The 23,518-nt window shown below is 63.2% G+C and carries 28 protein-coding genes; 17 read left to right on the top strand and 11 right to left on the bottom strand.

Annotated features, from left to right (window positions below; translation table 11 throughout):
- Window positions 1-165: 165 nt before the first annotated feature.
- The 3 genes from O4H31_RS00555 (at window position 166) to O4H31_RS00565 (ending at window position 2,266) form a co-directional block, all read left to right on the top strand.
- Window positions 166-459, top strand: coding sequence for a hypothetical protein (locus O4H31_RS00555; RefSeq protein ID WP_067265999.1), 294 nt, complete (start codon window positions 166-168; stop codon window positions 457-459).
- A 1-nt stretch (window position 460) separates the two neighbouring features.
- The gene (locus O4H31_RS00560; RefSeq protein ID WP_082849503.1) at window positions 461-1,135 is read left to right on the top strand and encodes a winged helix-turn-helix domain-containing protein; all 675 of its coding nucleotides are present in this window, start codon (window positions 461-463) and stop codon (window positions 1,133-1,135) included.
- 108 nt (window positions 1,136-1,243) lie between these two features.
- Window positions 1,244-2,266, top strand: a complete 1,023-nt coding sequence (locus tag O4H31_RS00565) for an aspartate-semialdehyde dehydrogenase (RefSeq protein ID WP_269341772.1) — start codon at window positions 1,244-1,246, stop codon at window positions 2,264-2,266.
- An 81-nt stretch (window positions 2,267-2,347) separates the two neighbouring features.
- Here O4H31_RS00565 and O4H31_RS00570 read toward each other — a convergent pair whose 3' ends face one another.
- The gene (locus O4H31_RS00570) at window positions 2,348-2,998 is read right to left on the bottom strand and encodes a carbonic anhydrase (RefSeq protein ID WP_243262105.1); all 651 of its coding nucleotides are present in this window, start codon (window positions 2,996-2,998) and stop codon (window positions 2,348-2,350) included.
- 155 nt (window positions 2,999-3,153) lie between these two features.
- Here O4H31_RS00570 and O4H31_RS00575 point away from each other — a divergent pair, with 155 nt between their 5' ends.
- The 3 genes from O4H31_RS00575 to O4H31_RS00585 all read left to right on the top strand — a co-directional run bounded on the left by O4H31_RS00575 (window position 3,154) and on the right by O4H31_RS00585 (window position 5,756).
- Entirely contained in the window at window positions 3,154-3,531 is a 378-nt protein-coding gene (locus tag O4H31_RS00575) for a hypothetical protein (RefSeq protein ID WP_269341774.1), read from the top strand.
- 63 nt (window positions 3,532-3,594) lie between these two features.
- Complete coding sequence (locus O4H31_RS00580) at window positions 3,595-4,977, top strand: leucyl aminopeptidase family protein (RefSeq protein ID WP_269341776.1); 1,383 nt, start codon at window positions 3,595-3,597, stop codon at window positions 4,975-4,977.
- The gene (locus O4H31_RS00585) at window positions 4,974-5,756 is read left to right on the top strand and encodes a C40 family peptidase (RefSeq protein WP_269341778.1); all 783 of its coding nucleotides are present in this window, start codon (window positions 4,974-4,976) and stop codon (window positions 5,754-5,756) included. Before O4H31_RS00580 ends, O4H31_RS00585 begins: the two co-directional genes overlap by 4 nt.
- Here O4H31_RS00585 and O4H31_RS00590 read toward each other — a convergent pair.
- Window positions 5,753-6,100 carry a DUF2794 domain-containing protein gene (locus O4H31_RS00590; protein ID WP_269341780.1) on the bottom strand — a complete coding sequence of 116 codons (348 nt, stop codon included), beginning with the start codon at window positions 6,098-6,100 and terminating at the stop codon, window positions 5,753-5,755. The two genes, O4H31_RS00585 and O4H31_RS00590, sit on opposite strands and share 4 nt — an antisense overlap.
- Before the next feature lie 130 nt (window positions 6,101-6,230).
- Here O4H31_RS00590 and paaI point away from each other — a divergent pair, with 130 nt between their 5' ends.
- The gene (paaI, locus tag O4H31_RS00595) at window positions 6,231-6,668 is read left to right on the top strand and encodes a hydroxyphenylacetyl-CoA thioesterase PaaI (RefSeq protein WP_269341782.1); all 438 of its coding nucleotides are present in this window, start codon (window positions 6,231-6,233) and stop codon (window positions 6,666-6,668) included.
- Window positions 6,668-7,978, top strand: a complete 1,311-nt coding sequence (gene paaK / locus O4H31_RS00600) for a phenylacetate--CoA ligase PaaK (protein WP_269341785.1) — start codon at window positions 6,668-6,670, stop codon at window positions 7,976-7,978. The genes paaI and paaK overlap by 1 nt, the downstream gene beginning before the upstream one ends.
- 10 nt (window positions 7,979-7,988) lie before the next feature.
- Here paaK and O4H31_RS00605 read toward each other — a convergent pair whose 3' ends face one another.
- Window positions 7,989-8,468, bottom strand: a complete 480-nt coding sequence (locus O4H31_RS00605) for an I78 family peptidase inhibitor (RefSeq protein WP_269341787.1) — start codon at window positions 8,466-8,468, stop codon at window positions 7,989-7,991.
- Between the two features lie 155 nt (window positions 8,469-8,623).
- Between O4H31_RS00605 and mbfA the strand changes: the two genes are divergently transcribed.
- From mbfA to O4H31_RS00635, 6 genes are read left to right on the top strand one after another with little or no spacing between them, the layout of a single operon-like run.
- On the top strand, window positions 8,624-9,598 hold the full coding sequence (gene mbfA, locus O4H31_RS00610) for an iron exporter MbfA (protein ID WP_269341789.1): 975 nt from the start codon (window positions 8,624-8,626) through the stop codon (window positions 9,596-9,598).
- A 55-nt stretch (window positions 9,599-9,653) separates the two neighbouring features.
- Window positions 9,654-10,583 carry an AEC family transporter gene (locus tag O4H31_RS00615; RefSeq protein WP_269341791.1) on the top strand — a complete coding sequence of 310 codons (930 nt, stop codon included), beginning with the start codon at window positions 9,654-9,656 and terminating at the stop codon, window positions 10,581-10,583.
- Between the two features lie 28 nt (window positions 10,584-10,611).
- A complete protein-coding gene (fghA, locus tag O4H31_RS00620; RefSeq protein WP_269341793.1) occupies window positions 10,612-11,445 on the top strand; it encodes an S-formylglutathione hydrolase in 834 nt (277 codons plus the stop codon).
- A 3-nt stretch (window positions 11,446-11,448) separates the two neighbouring features.
- A complete protein-coding gene (locus O4H31_RS00625; RefSeq protein WP_067622176.1) occupies window positions 11,449-11,901 on the top strand; it encodes a YaiI/YqxD family protein in 453 nt (150 codons plus the stop codon).
- A gap of 32 nt (window positions 11,902-11,933) precedes the next feature.
- Window positions 11,934-12,554, top strand: a complete 621-nt coding sequence (locus tag O4H31_RS00630) for an HAD family hydrolase (RefSeq protein WP_269341795.1) — start codon at window positions 11,934-11,936, stop codon at window positions 12,552-12,554.
- Complete coding sequence (locus O4H31_RS00635) at window positions 12,551-13,465, top strand: ornithine cyclodeaminase family protein (RefSeq protein WP_269341797.1); 915 nt, start codon at window positions 12,551-12,553, stop codon at window positions 13,463-13,465. The genes O4H31_RS00630 and O4H31_RS00635 overlap by 4 nt, the downstream gene beginning before the upstream one ends.
- On the opposite strand, the gene O4H31_RS00640 is transcribed toward O4H31_RS00635, so the two are convergent.
- Entirely contained in the window at window positions 13,462-14,703 is a 1,242-nt protein-coding gene (locus tag O4H31_RS00640) for an MFS transporter (RefSeq protein ID WP_243262087.1), read from the bottom strand. The two genes, O4H31_RS00635 and O4H31_RS00640, sit on opposite strands and share 4 nt — an antisense overlap.
- A 129-nt stretch (window positions 14,704-14,832) precedes the next feature.
- Here O4H31_RS00640 and O4H31_RS00645 point away from each other — a divergent pair, with 129 nt between their 5' ends.
- Window positions 14,833-15,264 (top strand): Lrp/AsnC family transcriptional regulator, encoded by a 432-nt coding sequence (locus O4H31_RS00645; RefSeq protein WP_243262086.1) that lies wholly within the window; start codon window positions 14,833-14,835, stop codon window positions 15,262-15,264.
- 1 nt (window position 15,265) lies between these two features.
- Here the strand turns inward: O4H31_RS00645 and O4H31_RS00650 are convergent, their stop codons facing one another.
- From O4H31_RS00650 to O4H31_RS00665, 4 genes are read right to left on the bottom strand one after another with little or no spacing between them, the layout of a single operon-like run.
- On the bottom strand, window positions 15,266-16,219 hold the full coding sequence (locus O4H31_RS00650) for an OmpA family protein (protein WP_269341800.1): 954 nt from the start codon (window positions 16,217-16,219) through the stop codon (window positions 15,266-15,268).
- Complete coding sequence (locus O4H31_RS00655; protein ID WP_269341802.1) at window positions 16,216-16,785, bottom strand: peroxidase-related enzyme; 570 nt, start codon at window positions 16,783-16,785, stop codon at window positions 16,216-16,218. The genes O4H31_RS00650 and O4H31_RS00655 overlap by 4 nt, the downstream gene beginning before the upstream one ends.
- A gap of 11 nt (window positions 16,786-16,796) precedes the next feature.
- Entirely contained in the window at window positions 16,797-17,513 is a 717-nt protein-coding gene (locus tag O4H31_RS00660) for a GNAT family N-acetyltransferase (RefSeq protein WP_269341804.1), read from the bottom strand.
- A complete protein-coding gene (locus tag O4H31_RS00665; protein ID WP_269341806.1) occupies window positions 17,510-18,229 on the bottom strand; it encodes a competence/damage-inducible protein A in 720 nt (239 codons plus the stop codon). The genes O4H31_RS00660 and O4H31_RS00665 overlap by 4 nt, the downstream gene beginning before the upstream one ends.
- Before the next feature lie 47 nt (window positions 18,230-18,276).
- Here O4H31_RS00665 and sfsA point away from each other — a divergent pair, with 47 nt between their 5' ends.
- Complete coding sequence (gene sfsA, locus O4H31_RS00670) at window positions 18,277-18,984, top strand: DNA/RNA nuclease SfsA (RefSeq protein ID WP_269341808.1); 708 nt, start codon at window positions 18,277-18,279, stop codon at window positions 18,982-18,984.
- Window positions 18,985-19,035: 51 nt separating this feature from the next.
- The gene (gene map, locus O4H31_RS00675) at window positions 19,036-19,866 is read left to right on the top strand and encodes a type I methionyl aminopeptidase (RefSeq protein ID WP_269341810.1); all 831 of its coding nucleotides are present in this window, start codon (window positions 19,036-19,038) and stop codon (window positions 19,864-19,866) included.
- A gap of 29 nt (window positions 19,867-19,895) precedes the next feature.
- Here map and O4H31_RS00680 read toward each other — a convergent pair whose 3' ends face one another.
- The 3 genes from O4H31_RS00680 to O4H31_RS00690 are packed head-to-tail and all read right to left on the bottom strand — an operon-like array spanning window position 19,896 to window position 23,499.
- On the bottom strand, window positions 19,896-20,972 hold the full coding sequence (locus O4H31_RS00680; protein WP_269341812.1) for a DUF1513 domain-containing protein: 1,077 nt from the start codon (window positions 20,970-20,972) through the stop codon (window positions 19,896-19,898).
- Window positions 20,972-21,958, bottom strand: coding sequence for an imelysin family protein (locus O4H31_RS00685; RefSeq protein WP_269341814.1), 987 nt, complete (start codon window positions 21,956-21,958; stop codon window positions 20,972-20,974). The genes O4H31_RS00680 and O4H31_RS00685 overlap by 1 nt, the downstream gene beginning before the upstream one ends.
- A complete protein-coding gene (locus tag O4H31_RS00690; RefSeq protein WP_419723575.1) occupies window positions 21,958-23,499 on the bottom strand; it encodes a di-heme oxidoredictase family protein in 1,542 nt (513 codons plus the stop codon). Before O4H31_RS00690 ends, O4H31_RS00685 begins: the two co-directional genes overlap by 1 nt.
- Window positions 23,500-23,518: the final 19 nt, after the last annotated feature.

The raw sequence follows: 23,518 nt of genomic DNA on the forward strand, positions 1-23,518 counted from the left end.
GCGGTCATAACTCGGGGACCGCGTATCGGTTCGTGTGTCTGTTGGTGCCACCAAATTGGGGTGAGGGCCAAAGACAGGCAATAACAGGGGGGCGTTATCCAATAACAAGGCGCCCAAAACGCCTTGGTTATTGAATAACAGCGGGCGAAAGAGCATTAAAAACATATGAAAAATCCATGTCTCTCCTTGCTGACCGCGCTGGCGGTCATACTGGCCCTGCCCGCTGCGGCAACGGCTGGATGCTTTGCCGATTACAAGGCCAAGCAAGACAATCCGCTGCGCCTCCATTACGGGGTGGCGCAGATTTCCGGGGCCTGCGAGCCAGCCTCCGCCGAAACCGAACTCACGCCGCGTCTTGCAGCGGAGGGCTGGACATTGTTGAATGTGCTGTCTGTCTTCGGTGACGAAGGCTTGGATCAAAGGAAAGACAGTGCAGGAACATTCTACCTCCGCTTCTGACATGCGCAGATTTGGCGGGCGTTTCGTGATCGGTGGCATCGCCGCCGTGGTCGCCGTGCTTTTGGTCGGGGCGCTTGTCCTGCTTTGGGCGCTGCCGGATGCGAACGTCTTTAACGCTCGGGTTGAGCGGATCTTTATCGAGAATGACGATCTGACCACACAAGCCGAGATCAAGCTTCTCGAAATCCTCGCCCAGTCCGGCACCGCCTTTTCTGAGACTTTGGCCAGCTACCGCATCGTGATCGTCGTGCTGCTGGTCTTTGCCAGCGCCATGCTGGTCGCAGCGATGGTGTTTTTGTTCATGCTCGTCGGCTTCAACCGCCGTATGGCGCAGATTGAGCGGACGGGCATTCAGGTGAATTCCCTGCTGATCAGCCGCGAAGAGAATACAGTCTATCTTAACAACCTCGGCTTCAAACTGACTGCAGCGGCGATGGAAACGATGTCGGTTCTCGCCGAAGCGCGGATGGATGACGACGTGCTGTCAGGCTCCGAGATCGAGGGCATGATATCGGGCCGCAACGCCGCCGACTGTGATGAGGCCGCCGGGGCCACGCGGATCAAACGTTTGCGCGACACATTAGGCAATCAATTGGTGTCGGAACTGCTGGTCAAAAACATCGCCCGGCGTGGCTATATGCTGGCGATCAACAAGGACGTCATCAAGGTTCTTTAACCCCGGCAGAGCGGCGCCCTGCCCGGTCTGCGCGCGGCTGGCCCTAGCCAATGCCCCGCAGGCACGTTAAATGGCGTCAAATTTAATTGGACAGACTGGAGTAATCAGATGGGTTATCGCGTCGCCGTCGTCGGTGCCACAGGCAATGTGGGCCGTGAAATGTTGAACATCCTCGCGGAGCGTCAGTTCCCCGTGGACGAGATCGTGGCTCTGGCCAGCCGCCGTTCGCTGGGTTCGGAAATCAGCTTTGGGGACAAGACCCTCAAGACCAAAGACCTCGACACTTTCGACTTCACTGGCTGGGACATGGCGCTCTTTGCCGTGGGTTCCGAAGCGACCAAGAAATACGCCCCTGCCGCTGCCAAAGCGGGCTGCGTGGTGATCGATAACTCGTCGCTTTACCGCTATGACCAAGACGTGCCGTTGATCGTGCCCGAGGTGAACCCGCAGGACGTGCACGGCTATTCCAAGAAAAACATCATTGCCAACCCCAACTGCTCGACCGCGCAGATGGTCGTGGCGCTGAAGCCGCTGCATGACCGCGCCAAGATCAAGCGCGTTGTCGTCTCGACCTACCAGTCGGTTTCCGGCGCGGGCAAGGAAGGCATTGATGAGCTTTGGGATCAGACCAAAAGCATCTACAACCCGACCGATGACAAGCCCGCCAGCAAATTCACTAAACAGATCGCCTTCAACGTGATTCCGCATATCGACGTCTTCCTCGAAGACGGTTCGACCAAGGAAGAATGGAAGATGGTCGCCGAGACCAAAAAGATCGTCGACTCGTCGATCAAAGTCACCGCGACCTGCGTGCGCGTGCCGGTATTCGTGGGCCATGCGGAATCGATCAACATCGAATTCGAAGACCACCTCGACGAAGCCGAAGCGCGCGACATCCTGCGCGAAGCGCCGGGCATCATGGTGATCGACAAGCGCGAAGACGGCGGCTACGTCACGCCGGTGGAATGTGTGGGTGACTTCGCCACCTTCATCAGCCGCATCCGTCAGGACAGCACCATCGACAACGGCATCAACCTGTGGTGCGTCAGCGACAACCTGCGCAAGGGTGCCGCCCTGAACGCCGTTCAGATCGCCGAACTGCTGGGCCGCGAAGTGCTGAAAAAGGGCTGAGGTTCAGCCGCAGTTCTGGAATAAGAAAGGGGGCCAACCGGCCCCCTTTTTTCGTCTCTGCCTCATGCATCTGCGATGGGCTCAAACCGGCTCGAATGTCTTTGCCTTGGCGTCGTAATATTCCAAGCTGCCCTCGCCGATGTCCGTCCACAGGCCGTGCAGGCTCAGCGTGCCATCTTCGACCTTTTCCTTGATCCACGGGAAGGTCATCAGGTTCTCAAGCGAGGTCAGCACGGCCTGACGCTCCAGCAAAAGCTGCTGCTCCGCCGCGTCTTCGACCTTTTCTACCGTCTCGTATTTCGGGCGCAGCAGGTCCATCCAGCGGCCCACGAAACTGTCTTGGTTCTCAAGCTCGGGCGCGTTGCCTTTGCACATCTGGATACACCCCGCGACGCCACCGCAGCTGGAATGGCCCAGCACAATCAGATGCGCGACCTTCAGCGCGTTGACGGCATATTCCACCGCCGCTGAGGTCCCGTGCTGTTTGCCATCCGGCTCATAGGGCGGGACAAGGTTAGCGATATTACGGTGAATGAAGAACTCCCCCTGATCGGCCCCGAAGATCGAGGTCACATGCACGCGGCTGTCGCAGCAGGAGATCACCATCGCGCGCGGGCGCTGCCCCTCAGCGGCCAATCGGCGGTACCATGTCTGGTTCTCGGCATAGCCGGTCGCCTTCCACCCTTGATAGCGTTGCAACAGATACGACGGCAGAGCCTTGGCCTTGTCCATGTGTAAACGTCCCTTAATGCGTGATGTGGTTTTAGCGCAGATAGCGCAAATGCCATACGAATTCGAGAGAAAAGGCACAGCCATCGCAACCCTTTGCACACCTTCCCGCGCCATATTGGTTCAAGGCCGTGGGGGCTGATTGAAGGATGACACCAATGCAACTTATGCAAATACGCCCGACTGAGCAGGTCTATGTCGATCAAGAGCGACTTGGCCTGCTCTACACGCAACTCGGGGAGGTGGGCGCCGAAGATGTCGTCTGCCGCGCGATGGAGGAATTGGCCCTGCGCCTGTCCCATTGCAAGAGGCTGCATGAGGGTCAAGACCGCGCCGGGCTGCGCAAAAGCGTGCACCGCCTGATCGCCATTGCAGAGCAGGTCGGCATGGCGCTGGTCGCACGGGTAGCGGCGGATGTGGTGATCTGTATCGACGCGGGGGATGACATCGCGACCGCCGCCACTCTGTCGCGGTTGATCCGCAGCGGGGAACGGTCGCTCACCGCGATATGGGACTTGCCCGATATCACGATCTGATCGCTTGCGGGTGGCGATGGAAAGAGTAGGCTGCGCGCAAATCCAGATTTGCAAAGGTTTGTCATGTCCGCCGAATTCGCCGCCCCCTCCGCCGCCGCCCTGCCGCTTCATGTCTTGAGCGAGGCCGCGCTTGAAGGCTGGCTTGCCGATCAGCCCGGCCCGGTGCAGGCATGGGTGAAGGCCAGCGGTTTTGCGGGCGCTCTTGGGCAGGCGCTTATCGTGCCGGGGGAGGAAGGCACCCCCGCGCTGGCATTGGTGGGCTACGGCACCGAAGCCGCGCGCCGGCGGGGCCGCTTTCACCTTGCTGCCGCTGCGGCAAAGCTGCCTGCGGGCGACTACCGAATTGAAAGCGGACTGCCGGAGGACCAAGCGGCGAATGAGGCGCTCGGCTGGCTGCTGACAGGCTACCGCTTTGACCGCTACCGCGACCAGACGCCACTGGCGGCCCGGCTTGTCGCGCCGGAAGGGATCGACGCCGCGCAGATCACCGCCCTAGCTACGGGCGAGATGCTGACCCGCGACCTGATCAACACCCCAGCCTCAGACATGGGGCCGCCCGATCTCGAAGCCGCCGCGCGCAAATTGGCCGAGCAGCATGGCGCGAAGATCGAAGTCACAACCGGTGATGCGCTGCTAGAGAACAACCTGCCGATGATCCACGCCGTTGGCCGCGCCGCCGACCGCGCGCCCCGTTTGATCGACATGGCATGGGGCGACACGGGCCCAAAGCTGACGCTGGTGGGCAAAGGCGTCTGTTTCGACACCGGCGGGCTAAACCTGAAACCCGGTGCGTCCATGGCGCTGATGAAAAAGGACATGGGAGGCGCCGCCGCCGTGCTGGGTCTGGCGCATATGATCATGGCCACCGGCATGGCGGTGCAACTGCGCGTGCTGATCCCGGCGGTGGAGAATTCGGTCTCCGGCAACGCCTTCCGCCCCGGCGACATTCTGACCTCGCGCAAGGGGCTGACGGTTGAGATCAACAACACCGACGCCGAAGGGCGTCTGGTATTGGCCGATGCGCTGGCGTTGGCGGATGAGGACAAGCCCGATCATATCATCTCGATGGCGACGCTAACTGGGGCCGCACGGGTCGCGGTGGGGCCGGACCTTGCGCCCTATTACAGCGATGATGCCGCTTTCGTCTCGGCCTTGGAAAGCGCCGCTGCGGGCTCTGCCGATCCGGTCTGGCGGATGCCTTTCCATGACGCTTACGAGGCGCTGATTGAGCCCGGCATTGCCGATCTCGACAACGCGCCCAAGGGCGGTTTCGCCGGGTCGATCACCGCAGCGCTTTTCCTGCGCCGTTTCGTGACCGACAGCAAATACGCGCATTTTGATATCTACGGATGGCAGCCCGCCGACGCCCCTGCCCGCCCGAAAGGCGGCACCGGGCAAGGCACCCGCGCGATCTATGCCGCCCTGCCCGCGTTGCTAAAACAATGAGCGACCCACGCCTCACCCCAGACCCGGCGCTAGCGACCCAAAGCCGTCCCGCGCAGGTGGCGGTGCCGGTGGCAGACCTCTGCCGCCGCCCCGACGGGCCGCGCGACCGGCAGGTGTTGTTCGGTGAGCAGGTGACCGTCCTGCATGAGGCGTCGGGCTGGGCCTATGTGCAGGCCGAGAAGGATGGCTATTGCGGCTATGTCCTGCAAAGCACCCTTGGCACACCGCGCAACGCCACCCACCGTGTCTGCGTCCCCGCCACCCATGCCTATGTCAGCGCCGATCTAAAATCGCCCGACCTGCTGAGCCTCAGCTACGGTGCGCGCGTCACGGTCAGGGCAGAGACCAAGGATTTCGCCGAAACCCCGCAGGGGCACATCCCGCTGGGCCATCTTGCCCCCGTCGATAGCCAAGAGGCCGACCCCGCACAGATCGCGGCGCTGTTCCTCGGCACGCCCTATCTTTGGGGCGGCAACAGCCGCTGGGGGATTGATTGTTCCGGCCTCGTGCAGGCGGCGCTGCTGGCCTGCGGCATCCCCTGCCCCGGTGACAGCGATCAGCAGGAGAGCACCGTGGGTGCGTCGGTCGACGGTGACTACCAGCGCAATGACCTGTTGTTCTGGAAAGGCCATGTCGCGTTGGTGGTCGATGCCGAAACGATGATCCACGCCAATGCCCATGCGATGGCGGTGAATTATGAAAATATCGCCGAGGCCATCGCCCGGATCGAAGCGGGCGGTGACGGCCCGGTGACGGCACATCGCCGCCCCGGCGTTTAATCCACCGACCGGATCAGCTTGCGTTCCAGCACCCGCAGTACGGCCTTAAGATCGTGGCCTCGGCGCAGCACCTGCCCGCCGGTGCCCACCACCGCATACATCCCTTGACGGTTGCGCAGCTTGGGCCGCTTTTCGATCCGGTAAAGCGGTATTTCCGCCGTGCGTCGGAAAACCGAAAAGACCGCCACCTCCTTGAGATGAGAAATCCCATAATCGCGCCACTCTCCGGCGGCGACCATCCGACCATAAAGCGATAGGATCAGCGACAGTTCCGTGCGGTGGAATGCGACCTGTTCGGCGGGGCGCTTGAAAGCCGTGATCGGCGATGGGGGCTCTATGGTCATGGCTTTACAGTTGACCCTGATGGGAGCCAAATCAAGCCCTGACATGGTCGAATGCGCCGCTCTAAATATCTTGAAAGCGTTACAGAATTGTGCAACCAATCTGAAAAATGAAACACAAAGGCCCGATGGAATGACCCCAGAAGCCCGCGCCCGCAAATGTGCCGAGGTGATGTTCGCCCAAGATTCCGCCTCTGCCGGATTGGGCGTGACCATCGACGATGTGACCCCCGGCGGCGCGGTTTTGTCGATGTCGGTGCGCCCGGACATGCTGAACGGACATGGTATTTGTCACGGCGGTTTCATCTTCACATTGGCCGACAGCGCCTTTGCCTTTGCCTGCAACAGCTACAACCAGACCACTGTCGCCCAGCAGAACCAGATCACCTATCTCAGCCCGGGCCAGCCGGAGGAGCGGCTGACCGCCACCGCATGCGAAGTGTCGCGCAGCGGTCGGTCGGGCATCTATGATGTGACCGTCACGGGCGAGGATGACCGTGTCGTGGCCCTGTTTCGCGGGCTTTCCCGCAGCATCAAGGGCCAGCTATTTACCGAGGAGGAGCCGACCTGATGAAAGACCTGACCCCCGCGAAGGACACGCTCGACCCGATTGAGATCGCCAGCCGGGACGAAATCAGCGCCCTGCAATTGGACCGTCTGAAATGGTCCCTGCGCCACGCCTATGACAACGTGCCTTTCTACAAGCAAAGCTTTGACGATGCAGGCGTGCACCCCGACGATCTGAAACAGCTTTCCGATCTCTCGCGCTTTCCCTTCACCGTCAAAACCGATCTGCGCGACAATTACCCCTTTGGCATGTTCGCCGTGCCGCGCGATCAGGTGGCACGCATTCATGCGTCTTCCGGCACCACCGGGCAGCCGACCGTGGTGGGCTATACCCAGGACGATCTGGCGAATTGGGGACAAGTCGTCGCCCGTTCCCTGCGCGCGGCGGGGATGCGCCCGGGCGACATGCTGCACAACGCCTATGGCTATGGGCTGTTCACCGGCGGCTTGGGCATTCACCTTGGCGCTGATGCGCTTGGCCTCTCGACCGTGCCGATCTCGGGCGGGATGACCCCACGCCAAGTGCGGCTGATCGAAGATTTCCAGCCCAAGGGCATCACGGTCACCCCGTCCTACGCTCTGTCGATTTTGGATGAATTCGCCAACCAAGGCATTGATCCGCGCCAATCCTCACTTGAGGTCGGCATCTTCGGGGCCGAGCCTTGGACCAACGCCATGCGGCTTGAGATCGAGCAGGCCTTCGACATGCATGCCGTCGATATCTATGGCCTCAGCGAAGTCATGGGGCCGGGCGTTTCAATGGAATGTGTGGAAACCAAGGACGGGCTGCACATCTGGGAGGATCACTTCTACCCCGAAATCATTAACCCCGAAACGGGTGCCCCGGTCGAAGATGGTGAAATGGGCGAGCTGGTGTTCACCTCCCTCACCAAACAAGCCTTCCCGATCATCCGCTACCGCACCCGCGATCTGACACGCCTGCTGGCTGGCACCGCCCGCTCCATGCGGCGGATGGAGAAGGTGACGGGCCGCAGCGACGACATGATCATCCTGCGCGGCGTCAACGTTTTCCCCACCCAGATCGAAGAAGCGCTGATGGCCACGCCCGGGCTGGCCCCGCATTTCCAGATCGAACTCTCGCGCCCCGACCGGATGGACCAAATGCGCGTGCTCTGCGAATGCGCGGATGCCAGCGTGACCCCCGACGCCCGTGCCACCGCGATCAAAGCGCTCTCGGCGCAGATCAAGCAAACCGTTGGCATCTCGGTCAAGGTCGAGGTCATGGACGTAGGCGGCGTTGCCCGGTCAGAGGGCAAAGCCGTGCGCATTCTCGACAAGCGGCCAAAGGGCTAGGATGTCGAGCCTAGCCGCAGGTGACCTTGGCGATCTTCCCTTCCGCGTCCAACACGATGTTGGTGCGATTGGGGTTGGCGTCCATAGTCACCGGGTCGCCTTCGGTATAGACGCGCTTGGGCTCGGAAACGATGTTTGCCGCCGCGCGGGGACGGCCAATCAGACCCCACCAGCTGCCTTCTTTGCAGGATTCCGCCAAGGGCTTGGCAGGCGTGGGCGCGGTAGGCGTGCTGGAACTGCTGGAGTTACTAGACGGCTCATTCACCGCGTCGATCACCGAATTGGGCAAGGGCTTGGGCTTGGTCGTGGAGGCGCGCGTTTCTGTCCGTGCGGGGCGTGGCGCGGTCTGTGCGGGCGGTGTTGCTGTGGCCGCCGGTGGCGTAATCTGCCCCCTCGGCGCAGCTGGGGCCGGAATGGGGTTTTGCACCGGCGCTGTCGCCACTTCGGCGCAGCCCGCCACCAATAGGGGTGCCAAGAAAACTAATCTCATGTTCCAAACCTCGTTATTCGCGTGGCGTCGGAGCAAGGGCCGACCATCCCGCAACAGGTAGGTCCATCCCGCGCGCCGCCAAGGGCAAGGCGCTTTGCATTTGCTGGAACCCGCCGATGGCCCTACTGTGAGGGCCAGACCACGGAGCCTTCTCGATGCGATTTTCCCTCAACCGCAAACGTTTCAAAGACCTGAGCGAACAAGAGGTGCTGGCGCTGGCCATCTCCTCTGAAGAGGATGACGCGCGCATCTATCGTGATTATGCCGAAAGGCTGCGCGAGGCATACCCCGATAGCGCCGCCGTCTTTGACGGGATGGCCGAGGAGGAAAACGAACACCGACGCCGCTTGATTGACCTGCACCGCGCCCGTTTTGGAGAGGTCATCCCCCTCATCCGGCGCGAGCATGTTTCTGGCTATTACGCGCGGCGCCCGGTCTGGCTGATCGAGAACCTGTCGCTAGAGCGTATTCGGCAAGAGGCCGCCGCGATGGAACAGGACGCCGAGCGGTTCTACCTTGCCGCCGCCGCGCGCACGTCAGACGCGGGGACACGGCAGTTGTTAGGCGATCTGGCCGCTGCCGAGGCAGGCCACCACGGCAGCGCGCAGGATTTGACCGAGAAACACCTTAACAGCGACAGCCGCAGCGACGAAGACAGCCGCGCACATCGGCAGTTTCTGCTAACATGGGTCCAGCCGGGGTTGGCGGGTCTGATGGATGGGTCTGTTTCGACCCTCGCGCCAATCTTTGCCACCGCATTTGCCACCCATAACACTTGGACGACCTTCCTCGTCGGCCTTGCCGCCAGTGTGGGCGCCGGCATCTCGATGGGGTTTACTGAGGCCGCGTCGGATGACGGCGAGCTGTCGGGTCGCGGCTCCCCCATAAAACGCGGGTTGGCGTCGGGCGTGATGACCACGGTGGGCGGGCTGGGCCACGCGCTGCCTTACCTAATCACCGACTTCTGGACCGCCACCGTCGTCGCGATCATCGTCGTCTTTGTCGAGCTTTGGGCGATTGCATGGATACAAAATAAGTTCATGGAAACACCCTTCTTTCGCGCCGCGTTCCAGGTGGTGCTGGGCGGCGCATTGGTCTTTGCCGCTGGGGTGCTGATCGGCTCAGGGTAAGGCAAAGGGCCATGCCCCATTGCACCCCATGGGCGGGCTGGCTAATGCTTGACCCATGGTCGCGATCTTCCTGAAAACCCTGCCGTTCTTTGCGCTGATCGGCCTTGGCTACTGGGCCGGGCGCACGCGGTTCTTCTCAGCCGAAGCGACGGCCTATCTCACCAAATTTGTTTTCTATTTCGCCCTCTCGGCGATGCTGTTCCGCTTTTCCGCCAATCTCTCACTGGCCGAGGTGTGGGACAGCCGCCTTGTCGCCGCCTACCTTTGGGGGACGGCTTTCGTCTATGCCATCGCCAGCCTCGTCGGCTTTTTGCGCGGGCTCGACGTGGCGACCAACGGGATCGAGGCGCAATGCGCCGTGATCGGCAACACCGGGTTTCTGGGCGTGCCGATGCTGACGCTGCTTTTGGGGCCAGAGGCGATCGGCCCCGTGCTGCTGGCGCTGACCGTCGACATGATCATTTTCTCCAGCCTGATCGTGATCCTCATTACCGGCTCCCGCGAGGGGCAGTTGCGGCTGGCGACGCTCAAAACCGTCGGGATCGGCCTGCTGAAGAACCCAATGATCGTCGCCATCACCTTGGGGTTCCTTTGGTCCGGCTTCGGCATCCCGATCCCGCTGCCGCTGAACGAATTTCTGGCCATCCTCGGCGGGGCTGCCACCCCCGGCGCGCTCTTTGCCATCGGCGCTTCGCTGGCTTCCAAATCCGCCGAGCGGCTTGAAATCGCGGGCTGGCTGACCTTTTGCAAACTGGTGCTGCACCCGCTTTTCGTGGCCTTTGGCGCGCTGTTTCTTTTCGGCGTCGATCCCTACAAAGCCGGGGTCATCATCGCCACGGCCTCTCTCCCGGTCGCGGGCAATGTCTATATGCTCGCTCAACACTACGGCGTCGCCCCTCAGCGGGTCTCTGCCGCCATTCTCGTCTCAACCACAGTCAGTATCGTTACCGTCAGCCTTGTCGTAGGCTGGGTCTCGGCCCTGTGACATATCCAATTTCGAAAGGAACGCTGCCATGAAGACCATCTCGGAAAACGCCTGTTTCGGTGGCACGCAGGGGGTCTATTCTCATGCGTCCGACGCCTGCGGCTGCGACATGACCTTTGGCCTCTTCCTCCCCGCTGAGGCGCAGGACGGCCCGGTGCCGGTGCTGTGGTATCTCTCGGGCCTGACCTGCACCCATGAGAACGCGATGACCAAAGCGGGCGCGCAGCTTTGGGCGGCAGAGCATGGCATCGCAGTGGTCTTCCCCGATACCTCCCCACGGGGCGAGGATGTGGCGGATGATGAGGCTTACGACCTCGGGAAAGGTGCGGGGTTCTATGTGAACGCGACGCAGGAGCCTTGGGCGAAAAACTATCAGATGTGGGACTATCTGGCCGAGGAACTGCCCGGCCTGATCGGTGAAAACTTCGCCATTGATATAGAGCGCCAAGGCATCACCGGGCATTCGATGGGCGGCCACGGCGCGTTGACACTGGCGATGAACCTGCCGGGGCGGTTCCTCTCGGTTTCTGCCTTTGCGCCGATCACCAATCCGACGGAGAGCGACTGGGGCAAAAAGCAACTCAGCGCCTATCTGGGGGCGGATGAAAGCACTTGGACAAAACACGACAGCACTCTGCTGATGCGCGAAAAGGGTTTCGACGGGCCGATCCTGATCGACCAAGGCAGCAGCGACCAGTTCCTCGACCTGCTGAAACCCGAAGCATTGGCCGAGGCCATGGCCGCCAAACGCCAACAAGGCAGCTTCCGCATGCAGCCGGGCTATGACCACAGCTATTTCTTCGTGGCGAGCTTTATGGAAGATCACGTCGCCTTCCATGCCGACGCGCTCTATGCGGGCTGACCGATGACCGCGCTCTACATCGACGCCGACGCCTGCCCCGTCAAAGCCGAAGCCGAGCGGGTGGCGACCCGCCATAAGGTCAAGATGTTCCTCGTCTCGAACGGGGGCCTGCGCATGTCGCAAAACCCGCTGGTCGAGGTGGTGATCGTCCCTGATGGGCCCGACATCGCCGACATGTGGATCGCTGACCGCTGCGGCAAAGGCGATGTGGTGGTGACGGGGGATATCCCGCTGGCCGCGAAATGCGTGGAAGCCGGGGCAAGGGTGCTGAAACACAACGGCGAGGCGCTGACGCAGGCCAATATCGGCAACGTGCTGGCGACCCGCGATCTGATGACCGACCTGCGGGCCGCCGACCCCTTTCGCCAAGGCGGCGGCAAGGGGTTTACAAAGGCCGACCGCTCCCGCTTCCTAGAGGCATTGGAGCGGGAATTGCGCGCGGCAGCGCGGGGTTAGCCCCGCGTTTAGGAATTGATAGGGCAAGTGATATGACACCTCAGGCGGTCGTTTTCGACATCGGCAACGTATTGATCGAATGGCAACCCGAACGCTTTTACGACAGCGTCATCGGCGCAGACCGCCGCCGCGCGATGTTCGCTGCCGTCGATCTGCACGGCATGAACGACCGCGTCGACAGTGGCGAAAACTTCCGCGACACGATCTATGCCACGGCTGAGGAATACGCCGACTGGCGAGATGAAATCCGCCTTTGGCACGACCGCTGGATCGAGATGGCCGCCCCGGTGATCGACCACTCCCTGCGACTGATGAAGGCGCTGCAGGCGCGTGGCGTGCCGGTCTTCTCGCTCACCAACTTTGGCATTCAGAGCTATGACCACGCGGCAACCCACTACCCCTTCCTGCGTGAGTTCGACCGGGATTTCATCTCGGGTCACCTTGGCATGATCAAACCCGCGCCGTCGATTTACGAGGCCGTGGAGCAAGGCAGCGGCCTGCCGCCTGAGGCGCTGCTCTTTACCGACGACCGCGCCGACAATATCGCCGCCGCCGCCGCGCGCGGCTGGCAGACGCACCATTTCACTGGGTCACAGGGATGGGCCGACCGGCTCGTTCACGCCGGGTTGCTGAGCCGGGAGGAAGCCGCATGACCGTGATCCCTAATATCTCTTTCGACGAAGGCGAGGCGCTACTGGACTGGATTGCGCTCACCGATGCGCTGGCCGCGGGCCATGACCTGCCCAAGGCCGAGATTGGCGATACCTTCCTCTATCGCGGCAAGGACACGCTACTCAGCCGCGCGGCATGGATCGACGGGCTGGGCATTGCGGTGAAATCCGCCACGATCTTTCCCGGCAATCCCGACCGCGAAGTGCCGATGGTCAACGGCGGCGTGTCCCTCTTTGATGACGAAACCGGCACGCTCGCCGCGATCGTGGATTTCCACCTCGTCACCAAATGGAAAACCGCTGGTGACAGCCTGCTGGCCGCGCGGCGGCTGGCGCGACCCGACAGCGAGAACATCCTGATCGTCGGCGCGGGCACGCAAGGCCGTGCGCTTCATGCCGCCTATTCCGCGGCGTTCCCGAACGCGTGTTTCACCGTTTGGAACCGGACGCCCAAGAACGCCGAGGCGATGGCGGCTGAGCTAAAGATCAACGTAGCGAGCGATTTAGAGCAGGCGGTGCGCGCCGCCGATATCGTCACCTCCGCCACCATGTCGACCGACCCGCTAATCATGGGCGACTGGCTGCAACCCGGCCAGCATATCGACCTCATCGGTGCCTACCGCCCCGACATGCGCGAGGTCGACGACACGGCGCTGCTGCGGTCGCGGGTCTTTGTCGACAGCTTCGACACCACGATCGGCCATATCGGCGAAATCAACATCCCGCTTGAGGCAGGCACAATCACTCGCAATCACCTAATCGCGGATTACTACGACCTCGGGGCCTTCACCCGCCAACGCGACGATGAAATTACCGTGTTCAAGAACGGCGGCGGCGCGCATCTCGACCTGATGACCGCGCGCCATATCCTTGAGCGTTGGCGCGCGCGTTAAGCGGTCACCAGCCCCTCCAACCGTTTCTCGCGGATCGGCAGATGGACCACGGCGCTGAACGCCCCCACGGCCACGCCCACCCACCAGACGCCGGTATAGCTGCCATAGATGTCATACATCCGCCCGCCCAGCCACACGCCAAGGAAGCTGCCCAACTGGTGGCTAAAAAAGACGATCCCATAAAGCGTGCCCATGTAGCGCAGCCCGTAGATATGCGCGACGAGGCCCGAGGTCAGCGGCACGGTCGCCAGCCAAAGCGCCCCCATACCGACAGAGAATAAGATCACCGTCATCGGCGTGATCGGGAACATAATGAAGGCTGCCGCGATCACCGTGCGCCCCACGTAAATCCCCGCCAGCAGGTATTTCTTGGAATAACGCTTGCCCGCCCAGCCCGCCAGCAGCGTGCCCGCGATATTGGCGAGCCCGATGAGCGAGATCGCCACCGCGCCAAGCGCCGAGGTGGTGGTGATGCCGATGTTATGCAGCACACCTCCAGCCAAGATCGGGCCGCACATCTCGGTCACGAAGGCCGGGAAATGCGCGGTGATGAAGGCAAGCTGATACCCGCAGGAAAAGAAGCCCAGAAAGATCAGCGTATAGGACGGATCGCGGAAGGCTTTGCCGAGAATTTGGCCCATCGACTCCTCAAGCTCGGCGCGGCTGGCCATCGCGGGCGCGCGCATCATCGGCAGGGTCAGCAGCATCGCAAGGATCACACCCGCGAAACTGACAAAGGTCATCTGCCAAGACATGAAGCTGAGCATCCACTCCGCCACCGGCGCGCCAAAGACCTGTCCCGCACTGCCCGCCGCCGTGGCAATCGCCAGCGACATGGAGCGATTGTCATCCGACGCGGCGCGGCCCACCACGGCCAAGATCACGCCAAAACCCGTGCCCGCGATGCCGAACCCCACCAGCCAAGCATAGGTCTGATGCTCAATCGGGGTCGCGGAATTGGCCGACAAAAGCAGCCCCACTGCATAGACCACCGCGCCGATGATGATCGCCTTTCGGTCACCGATCTTTTCGGCCAGCGCGCCAAAGATCGGCTGCCCGATGCCCCAGGCAAGGTTCTGGATCGCGATGGCGAGGGAGAATTCGCTCCGCGCCCATGCGAATTCCTCGGCAATCGGGATTTGGAAAACACCGAAGGAGGCCCGCACGGCAAAGCTGACCATGATGATGATACATCCGACCATCAGGACCGGGGTGAACAGGGGCGCGCGGCTTTGCATGGAGGAAATCCTTTCCGCGGCAGATTATGAGTTTCCCCGCCGCCGTCAATTGCGCATCCGTAAGGCCAAAGACTGGCCAGCCCGCCCGCGCTGACGTAAACCCTGCCTGACAAAGCAAACGGGATCCCCATGGACGAGATCGACAACAAGATCATCGCAGAACTGCGCCGCGACGCACGCATGTCCTATTCCGCGCTGGCGGCCACCACCGGTCTGTCGCGGGTGACGGTGCGGGCGCGGGTGGAGCGGCTGGTCAGTTCCGGTGCAATTTTGGGCTTCACGCTGATCCTGAAAGAAGACATGCGCCACAGCCCAATCCGGGGTCATACCCTCTTGGCCATCGAAGGGGCGGGCACCGACCGGATCAAACGCATCCTTGCGGGCATGCCCGCGGTACAGGCGATCCATTCGACCAATGGTAAATGGGATTTGATTGTCGAGACGGGGACCGAGACCGTCGAAGAGTTGGACAGCGTGCTGGGACAAATTCGCCGCATTCAGGGGGTGAGTTCCAGCGAGACGAACCTGCTGCTGGCCACCCAAATGACGGTCACGAAATAGCCTAATCGGCTGACAGCACCACCACCTCAACCCGGCGATTCTGTTCGCGGCCCGCTTCGGTCAGGTTGCTGGCCCGCGGCGCGAGATAGCCGGCGCCCTGCGCCTCGACCCGGCCGGGGGCCACGTCATAGCTCTGCACCAATCGGTCCCGCACCGCCTCGGCCCGTCTGCGCGACAGGGCGGTGTTGGCGTCCAAACTGCCCACCGCATCGGTGTGGCCCACCAGCGCCACACGCAGGCTCGGCTCCGCTTTTAGCAGTTCGGCCAGACGTTCAAGGGTCACAAAAGGGCCGGGACCAAGCGCAGAGGTGCCGGTCTCGAACTCCAGCCGGTTGAGCACCAGATGGCCGTCGACCTTCAGGGTTTCTGCGAAATCGCCCGTCGCAGTGGCAAGCGGTACCTCGGCAGTCGCCTCTGGCGTGATGGGGGTGCTTTCCCCTTCGGGCGCTTCACCGCTGCGGGCTTGGATGATCTGCACATAGGCCGAGGTCGCCGCCGTGCTGGCAAGGATGCTAATCGCCTCGGTCGGCGTTCCGTCCTCGCCCCGGCGCAGGGCGGTGATGAAGTGGAAAGCCCGCAGGTTCACATACATGTTCGGCCCCGGCAGCACCTCCACGGCAAAGCGAAAATCAAAGCCGCCGCACTCCCGCGCGGCACAGTCGAGCACGATGTCAAAGCCCGCTTCGCTGAGTTGTCGCCGCAGCGGGCGCATCACCTGCAAGGCGGTCAGCCCCGGCGTGTCCATCCGCCACGCGGCGCGGCGCACGCTGCCATCGACGTTGACCCGCGCCACCTGCCCTTCGGCATAGACACCCACGGGCGCGGCATAGCGGTCCGGCGCGGTGTTACGCTCTGCCGTCAGCCGCGCGGTGGTGGGCAGCGCCAGCTCAAGTGCCGCCGCCGGAGATGCCAGCAGCACCCAGAGCAGAGCCGCAGCAGCCCCTGACCGGCTCATCGCGCCTGCGCGTGGTAATCGTCGTTCGGGCGCATGTCGGTGGCGCTGGCCACCCGGTTGGTCATGTTAAAGAAACCCGCCACACTGGCGATATCGAAGATGTCACGGTCGGTGAACCCTGTATCGCGCAAGGCCTGACGGTCGGCCTCCTCGACCTTGGCGCTCGCCTCGGTCAGCTTCACCGCGAAATCCAGCATGGCGCGTTGTTTGGCCGTAATCTTGGCCACGCGGTAGTTCATCACCAAGGCTTCGCCCAATTGCGGATCGCCCGACATTTCGCGCACCGCCGCGCCATGGGCCACGAGGCAGTAGTAGCATTTGTTGACCGAGGACACCGCCACCGCGATCATCTCACGCTCTAGCTTGCTGAGCGCACTGTCAGCCAGCATCAGATCGTTATACATGCCCGCAAAAGCGTTGAGCTTGTCGATGTCAAAGGCATAGGCCCGCAGGACATTCGGCACCATCCCGAGCTTTTCCTGACAGACGTCGAAATACTTCTGCGTCGCCTCGGGCAGCGGATCGACCATCGGCAGATCAAGGGCGGTGGGCATGTCGTTGGCCATGGTCTTATCCTTTACTCAGTGCTTTGACGGTAATGATAGTGCCCGACCGGTGCAAAGCCCAGCTTGGCATAGAGCGCCTGCGCGCGGGTGTTGGTATCGACGCAGAGCACCGAAAGCCGCTTGGCCCCCTGCGCCTGCCCCCAATGGGCCGCGGCGCGCATGATCCAAGTGGCCACGCCTTGGCGCTGTTGATGGGGCAGCACCTCGACCGCGTGGACCATGCAGATGTCTTCGTGCACCCCGGCAAAGGCCACGCCTGCGGGTTTCTCGTTCCAGCGCGCAAGGATGCCTGTTTTGGTCGCGGCGCGGTCCATCACGGCAAGACGCGCGGGGCCAACACCTCCGGCGGCCCAGACCTCGGCCATGATCGCCAGCGGCTCCCAGATGCAAAAGGCGGTGACCGGGGGCATCGGCAGATCCGTCAGCCGGGTGATCGGCAGGCTCAGCAAGGTGACCGGGTCGACCACGCCGTAGCCCCGCGCGGCCAGCAGCGCATCGAGGTCATCTTCGCCCGCGCGCACCATGAAAAGCGGGCACTGGTCCATCTCGCGCATCGCCGCTTCGGCAGCCGGAATGTCGGCATCGGAGATCGCCCCACGCGCTGTCGCCGCCGAGACCCGCTTGCCGCCGCCCTGCCCTTCGCGCAGGGTCCATGTGCCGTGCTCGAAGCGCCGCGCGGCGGGCCATGTCGCGTCGCCCGCCTCAAAAAACGCCTGCGCCTCGCTCATGCGAAGGCGGCCTTGAGCTTGGCCATCGCCGCTTCGACCATTCCCGGATCGCTGCCCCGGATCACCACATGCGCGCCAAAGACACCGTCCTTTTGAAACGGGTAGCTGCCCATCGACAGGTGCGGGTATTCCTCAGCCAATGCGCCCAAGGGTCCGGCAATATCCCCCTCGCCCCGGTCGATGCTCAGGGTCTCACTGATCAGGGGCTGACCACCTGTCAGGCCCGGCAAAACACTGGCGACCATCGCCTGAAAGACCGTGGGCACCCCGGCCATGACATGCACATTCTCAACCACGAAACCGGGCGCGGCAGAGACCGGGTTGTCGATCAGCGCGGCGCCCTCGGGGATACGCGCCATGCGCAGGCGGGCCTCGTTCATCTGAGTGCCCGCGCGGGTGTAATGTTCGGCCAGTATCTCGCGGGCATCCTCGCGCACGTCGATGTCGCGGTTAAAGGCGGCGGCGATGCAGTCGGCAGTGATGTCATCATGGGTCGGCCCAATGCCGCCCGAGGTAAACACGTGCGTATAAACCGCCGAAAGTGCCTGCACGGCGGCGATGATCGCACCATGATCATCCGACACCACGCGCACCTCTTTCAGATCAATCCCCACTTTCGTCAACTCCCCCGCAAGGTAATGCATATTGCTGTCGCGGGTCCGGCCCGAGAGGATTTCGTCGCCGATCACGATCATCGCGGCGGTGGGGTTTGACATGGGGCGGCTCCTTGAGGATGGCGTCCCTTCGGTATAGGCCGCGCCTCATGCGCTTTCAAACCCAACTTGTCCCCGCCCGGCTGATCCGCCGCTACAAACGCTTTCTGGCTGATTGCAGGCTAGAGGAGACGGGCGAGGAAGTGATCGCTCATTGCGCCAACCCCGGCTCGATGATGGGGCTGGCGGAACCGGGCAGCCGCATCTGGCTGGAGCCGAACGATGATCCGAAGAAAAAGCTGAACTATGGCTGGCGGCTGGTTGACCATGAGAACGGCCATTTCACCGGCGTCGACACCTCCCTGCCCAACCGCGCGATGAGAGCGGCGTTGATTGCGCGCGAAGTGGCGCCGCTCGCTGCCTATACCGAGGTCCGGCCCGAAGTGAGATACGGCGAAAATTCCCGCATCGACTTCCTGCTCAGCGGCGATGGCCTGCCCGATGCCTATGTCGAGGTCAAATCCGTCACCCTCTCGCGGCAGACGGGCCTTGCCGAATTCCCCGACAGCGTCACCGCACGCGGGGCGAAACACCTTGGCGAACTGGCGCGGATGGCTGAGGCCGGGCACCGCGCCGTGCTGCTCTATCTGGTGCAACGCACCGACTGCACACAGATGACCCTCGCCGCAGATATTGACCCGACCTATGCCGCCGCGTCCCAAGCCGCGCGGGCGGTGGGGCTGGAAATCTACGCCATCGGCACCCATATCACGCCCCAAGCCGTCACACTGGCGCAACCGATCCCCTTTGCGGGCTGAGCTGCACTGGCCCTTGCCGGAAAGCCACGCTAAATAGGAGCGAACACAAGGATGGAGAGAGCGGTGAACAACGCACACCGAGGCCGCCAGACGCGCGACGGCATTCGCATTTACGAGCCTTCGGATCACGCCGGGATGCAAGCGGCGGGCCGTCTGGCCGCCACGATCCTCGACGAGATCGCAGAGCATGTCTTCCCCGGTCAGACCACCGGAGAGATTGACCGACTGATCGAAGAGAAGGTCAACGCCGCCGGTGCGAAATCCGCGACGATCGGCTACAAAGGCTATCAGCATGCGAGCTGCATCTCAGTGAACCATGTGGTCTGCCACGGGATCCCTAGCGACAAGAAGCTGAAAGACGGCGACATCCTGAACATCGACGTGACCGTGATTGTCGATGGCTGGTTCGGCGACACCAGCCGCATGTATGTGGCGGGCAAGCTTTCGCGCAAGGCCGAGCGATTGATCAACGTGACCCACGACAGCCTGATGCACGGGATCGAAGCGGTGAAGCCGGGCAATACCTTTGGCGACATTGGCCATGCGATCCAGACATTTGTCGAAGGCCACCGCATGTCCGTCGTGACCGATTTCTGCGGTCACGGGCTTGGGCAGGTCTTTCACGCACCGCCCAACGTGCTGCACTATGGCCGCCCCGGCACCGGTGCTGTGCTTGAGCCGGGCATGTTCTTTACCATTGAACCGATGGTGAACCTTGGCCGGGCCGAGACCAAGACCCTCGCCGACGACTGGACCGCCGTCACCCGCGACAAATCCCTGTCGGCGCAGTTTGAGCATTCGGTCGGCGTGACCGAAGATGGTGTGGAGATTTTCACCCTCTCGCCCGGCGGCTTGTTCCACCCGACTTATAAAACCGACTGAAACGCTGCGGGGGCACGGCCCCCGCCCGCCTATGCGTCGATGGCGACCAAATGGTTGTCCCACGCGCGGCTGGCTGTGGTCAGCCGCGACAGCGTGGCCTCTTGCAGCGACAGGATACCGCCCAGCCCATCCGTAGCCACGAAGCCCCCCCGGCCCGGTGCCAGCCCGCAGACATCCGCGCGGCGATGGCTGGCGAGGAAAGAACCTTTGTCGTCAAAGACATGCAACCGCCCGCCCCGCGGTGACGTGATCCCGACTGCCCCGCCATCCGCCGCAAATGCCACGCTGCCCGCGTAGCCCTGCATCGCGATTTGCTCGGCCAGATCGGCCTCGGCCAAGATGGGCTCTTCCCCGCGCCGGTGCAGCCCCAGCAGCGGCACGCCGTCACCCGGCTCCCCTTGCCATTGCATCGCAAAAGCCACCTGCCCGTCCGGTGCCAAGGACAGATGGCGGATTGAGTTCATGTGCAGATCGTCGGGCAATGTGACCTGCTCCAAAACCTCGCCCGAGAGGCTGACATAAGACAGATTGGGCCGCATATCTCCGATGTTCAGCTTCTCCCGCCCGCTGTCGGGATGGGTGCGGATGCCGCCATTGGCCACCACCAGCACATCCTCGGCCCAGCGGCGGATTTCATGCGGGCCGATCCCGCCTGACGCGATCTCTCCGATCCGGGCGTAGCCCTCGGCGCGGGACCACAGTCCGATGCGCCCTTCGCCCGTGTCGATCTCATTCTCGCTGGTGACGAGGATGGCCCCGCCCTGCAAAAACGCCCCATGCCCGTAGAAATGCCGCCCCTCCGGCGCGTCGAGGCGATGGGCCAAACGGCCCTTCACGCAGTCGATCACCAGTGCAAACCGCCCTGGACGGCGGGCAAAGGCCACGGCCTCCGGCGCGGTGGGATGGGCGGCGGCGGCATGGCCACGGTCGGGCAGCGGAATGCGGAAGATGTCATGGCCGGTCCCGTCCAGCCCGAAAAGCGCATAGTCCCCCGAGGGGTCGCGCGCGGCGGCAAGGTAGACGGGGCTTCCGGCGGCGGCCCAGCCCATCGCCGGCAAGCTCGAAGCGGCGGCGAGACCGGCAAGGAAGTGGCGGCGCGACGGCATCAATCGCCATCCGCCGAGTTGAACCCGAGCGAAACGCCAAGCGCCGGGGCGATCTCTGCCCCCACCGCCTCGGAAATGGCACGCACATCGTTTTGCAGCGCCTCGACCCGGATACGGCTTTTCGGGTCGGCCACTCCGGCAAAGACCGGGTCTTCCAAGCCGCGGGCGGCGATGAGCGCGCGGTCAAAGGCGGCGTCGGTCTTGGGTGTCGGCGCGTCCGAGAGGACGTTGGCAAAGTCCCGCAATGCTTCAAGCGACAGCACCACGTTGCGCAGGCTGCGGCCCGAGCGGCGCGCCTCGGCCACCTGCGGTTTGGGGGCGTCAAAGCTGCCCATCGGGCGGCCTAGACGTTGGTCCGCGACAAATTCGAGCCCGGTTGCCAAAGCCGTGTAAAGCGCCTGCGATGCCTCGCGCGGGCTGAGGAAACGGTCATTGCCCGCCGCCCCGGCGCTGCTGAGCGTGGCGGCGAAATCCTCACGCCATGCGGTGTCGACCTCGCGCCCCAGCACGGCCAGATCGGCCGCCATCGCTTGGGCCAATGCGCAGCTATAGCTGTTAGCCTCGTAGCCCGCGAAGTCATCATCATAAAGCAGCCGTTCCAGCGCAAAGAGCCCCCGCGCGGCGATGGAGACCTCGGCGTACTCCTCGCTTGTCGCAATCGGGTCCTCCTCGGCCACCAGCCGCGCCACGCTGCGCCCTACCATGCCGCGCGTGTCGGGCCAAAAGGCGATGGCCAGCCCGCGCCCGTCCTCCTCCAACGGTCCAAGGGTCAGATGCGCGATGCCCATCCATGCGTCGAAGGCTTCCTGATAGGCCGGGCGCAGAGCGGCATCGGTGCAATCGGCCCGTGCCGCCGTACCAAGCGCCGCCGTGGCCGAGGCGAAACGGGCGGTGCCGGGCAGCGCGTGATCTTGGATCACCTCCTCCACGCCGGCTAAGGCGGGGGCGGCGGTCAGAAGGAATGTGGCGGTCAGTAAGCTGCGCATCAAAGGCTCTCCAGATAGCGGATCAGGGCGTCACGGTCGGCTTTGGGCATCTCTACCACGGCATCACGGGCGGGCTGGGCTTCGCCGCCGTGCCAGAGCACCGCTTCGAGCAGCGACCGCGCGCGCCCGTCGTGCAGGAATTGGGTATGGCCGTTGACCTGCTCGGTCAAGCCGATGCCCCAAAGCGGCGCGGTGCGCCATTCGCGCCCATTCGCGCGGCCCTCGGGACGGTTGTCGGCCAGCCCTTCGCCCATGTCATGGAGCAAAAGATCGGTCATCGGCCAGATCAGTTGGAAACTTTGCTCGGGCTGGCCCTCCAACCGTTCGGTCACGAATTTCGGCTGGTGGCAAGAGGTGCAGCCGACCTCATGAAACACCGCCTTGCCGCGCAGCACCTCAGGCGCGCCGACATCGCGGCGGGCGGGCACGGCAAGGTTGCGGCTGTAAAAGGTCACCAGATCCAGCCCCTCGGCGTCGATCTCTGCGCCGCGCGCGTCACCGTCCCCATGCGGGGCATCGCGGCAAGCGGTCTGTTCGGTTGTGCAATCGCCCCAAGCTGCGTCGAAGATGGGGGATGAAATGCCGATGTCGCCCGCAAAGGCGCTGGCGGATTGCTCGCGGATCGTCGGCGCCCCGGCTTTCCAGCCGAAACGGCCCAGCATCGGGCGCGTGTGTTCAAAGGACCAGACGATCTGCGCCCGGCCAGAGATGCCGTCGCCATCGGCGTCTTCGGAGTCGGCCAGCGCCAAGATATCCGCCGCCGGGATCGCCTCCAACAAGCCCAAACCGATCATCGGCGGGGCCACACGGGGGCTGAGCATCGCGCCGTCGGCCAAGGGACCATAGCCGAGATCTTCGGCACTGTAGGTCGGGCGGCGCAGGCTGGCTGTCTCCCCCTCCGACAGGGCGATCTCCACCTCTTCATAACTCACGCCGAGACGGTATTCCGCCGGATGGCCCGCCACCCCGAAATCCTGCAATTGCCCGCCATAGACCGGATCGGGCCGCGTGCGCGGGGTGCTGTCGCCCACCGAAAGCAGAAACGCCTCGATCTCGCTCATCGCCTCTTCGGGGACGGTGGGGACCGAGATGCGCAGGAACATCGACACCGCGTCATCCTCTGGCCCCTCGGGCGGATGGCCGCGCCCGTCTTTCAGGTGGCAACGCTGGCAGGAACGCGCGTTGAAAAGCGGCCCCAGCCCGTCAGACGCGAGCGTCGAAGACGGCGATGACACCCAGAGTTTTTTGAAAAAACCATTGCCGACCTTAAAGTCCAACTCCCGCTCGAACGGAATGTTGCCCGAGGGCAGCGAAAACGCATCGGCATTGCCGCGCGGGTTGACCGTTGCGGCCCCTGCCGGGTTTGTCTCAAAGGGTTCGGGCTTGTCGAATTCGGTCGCGGGGGCGGTGACCTTGGCGATCCGGGCGGCCTCTTCTGCGGTGCGGGCGATCACCTTGAGATGCGGTTCCTCCAAAGCTTGTGGAGCGGCGGCGGCCATGCTCGCGGCGGCCACCGTGAGCATCGGAATGAGGAATCGCATGGGGAATGCCTTGGATAGC

It is taken from the genome of Sulfitobacter dubius (genome assembly GCF_027214245.1).
GTDB lineage: Bacteria > Pseudomonadota > Alphaproteobacteria > Rhodobacterales > Rhodobacteraceae > Sulfitobacter > Sulfitobacter dubius_A.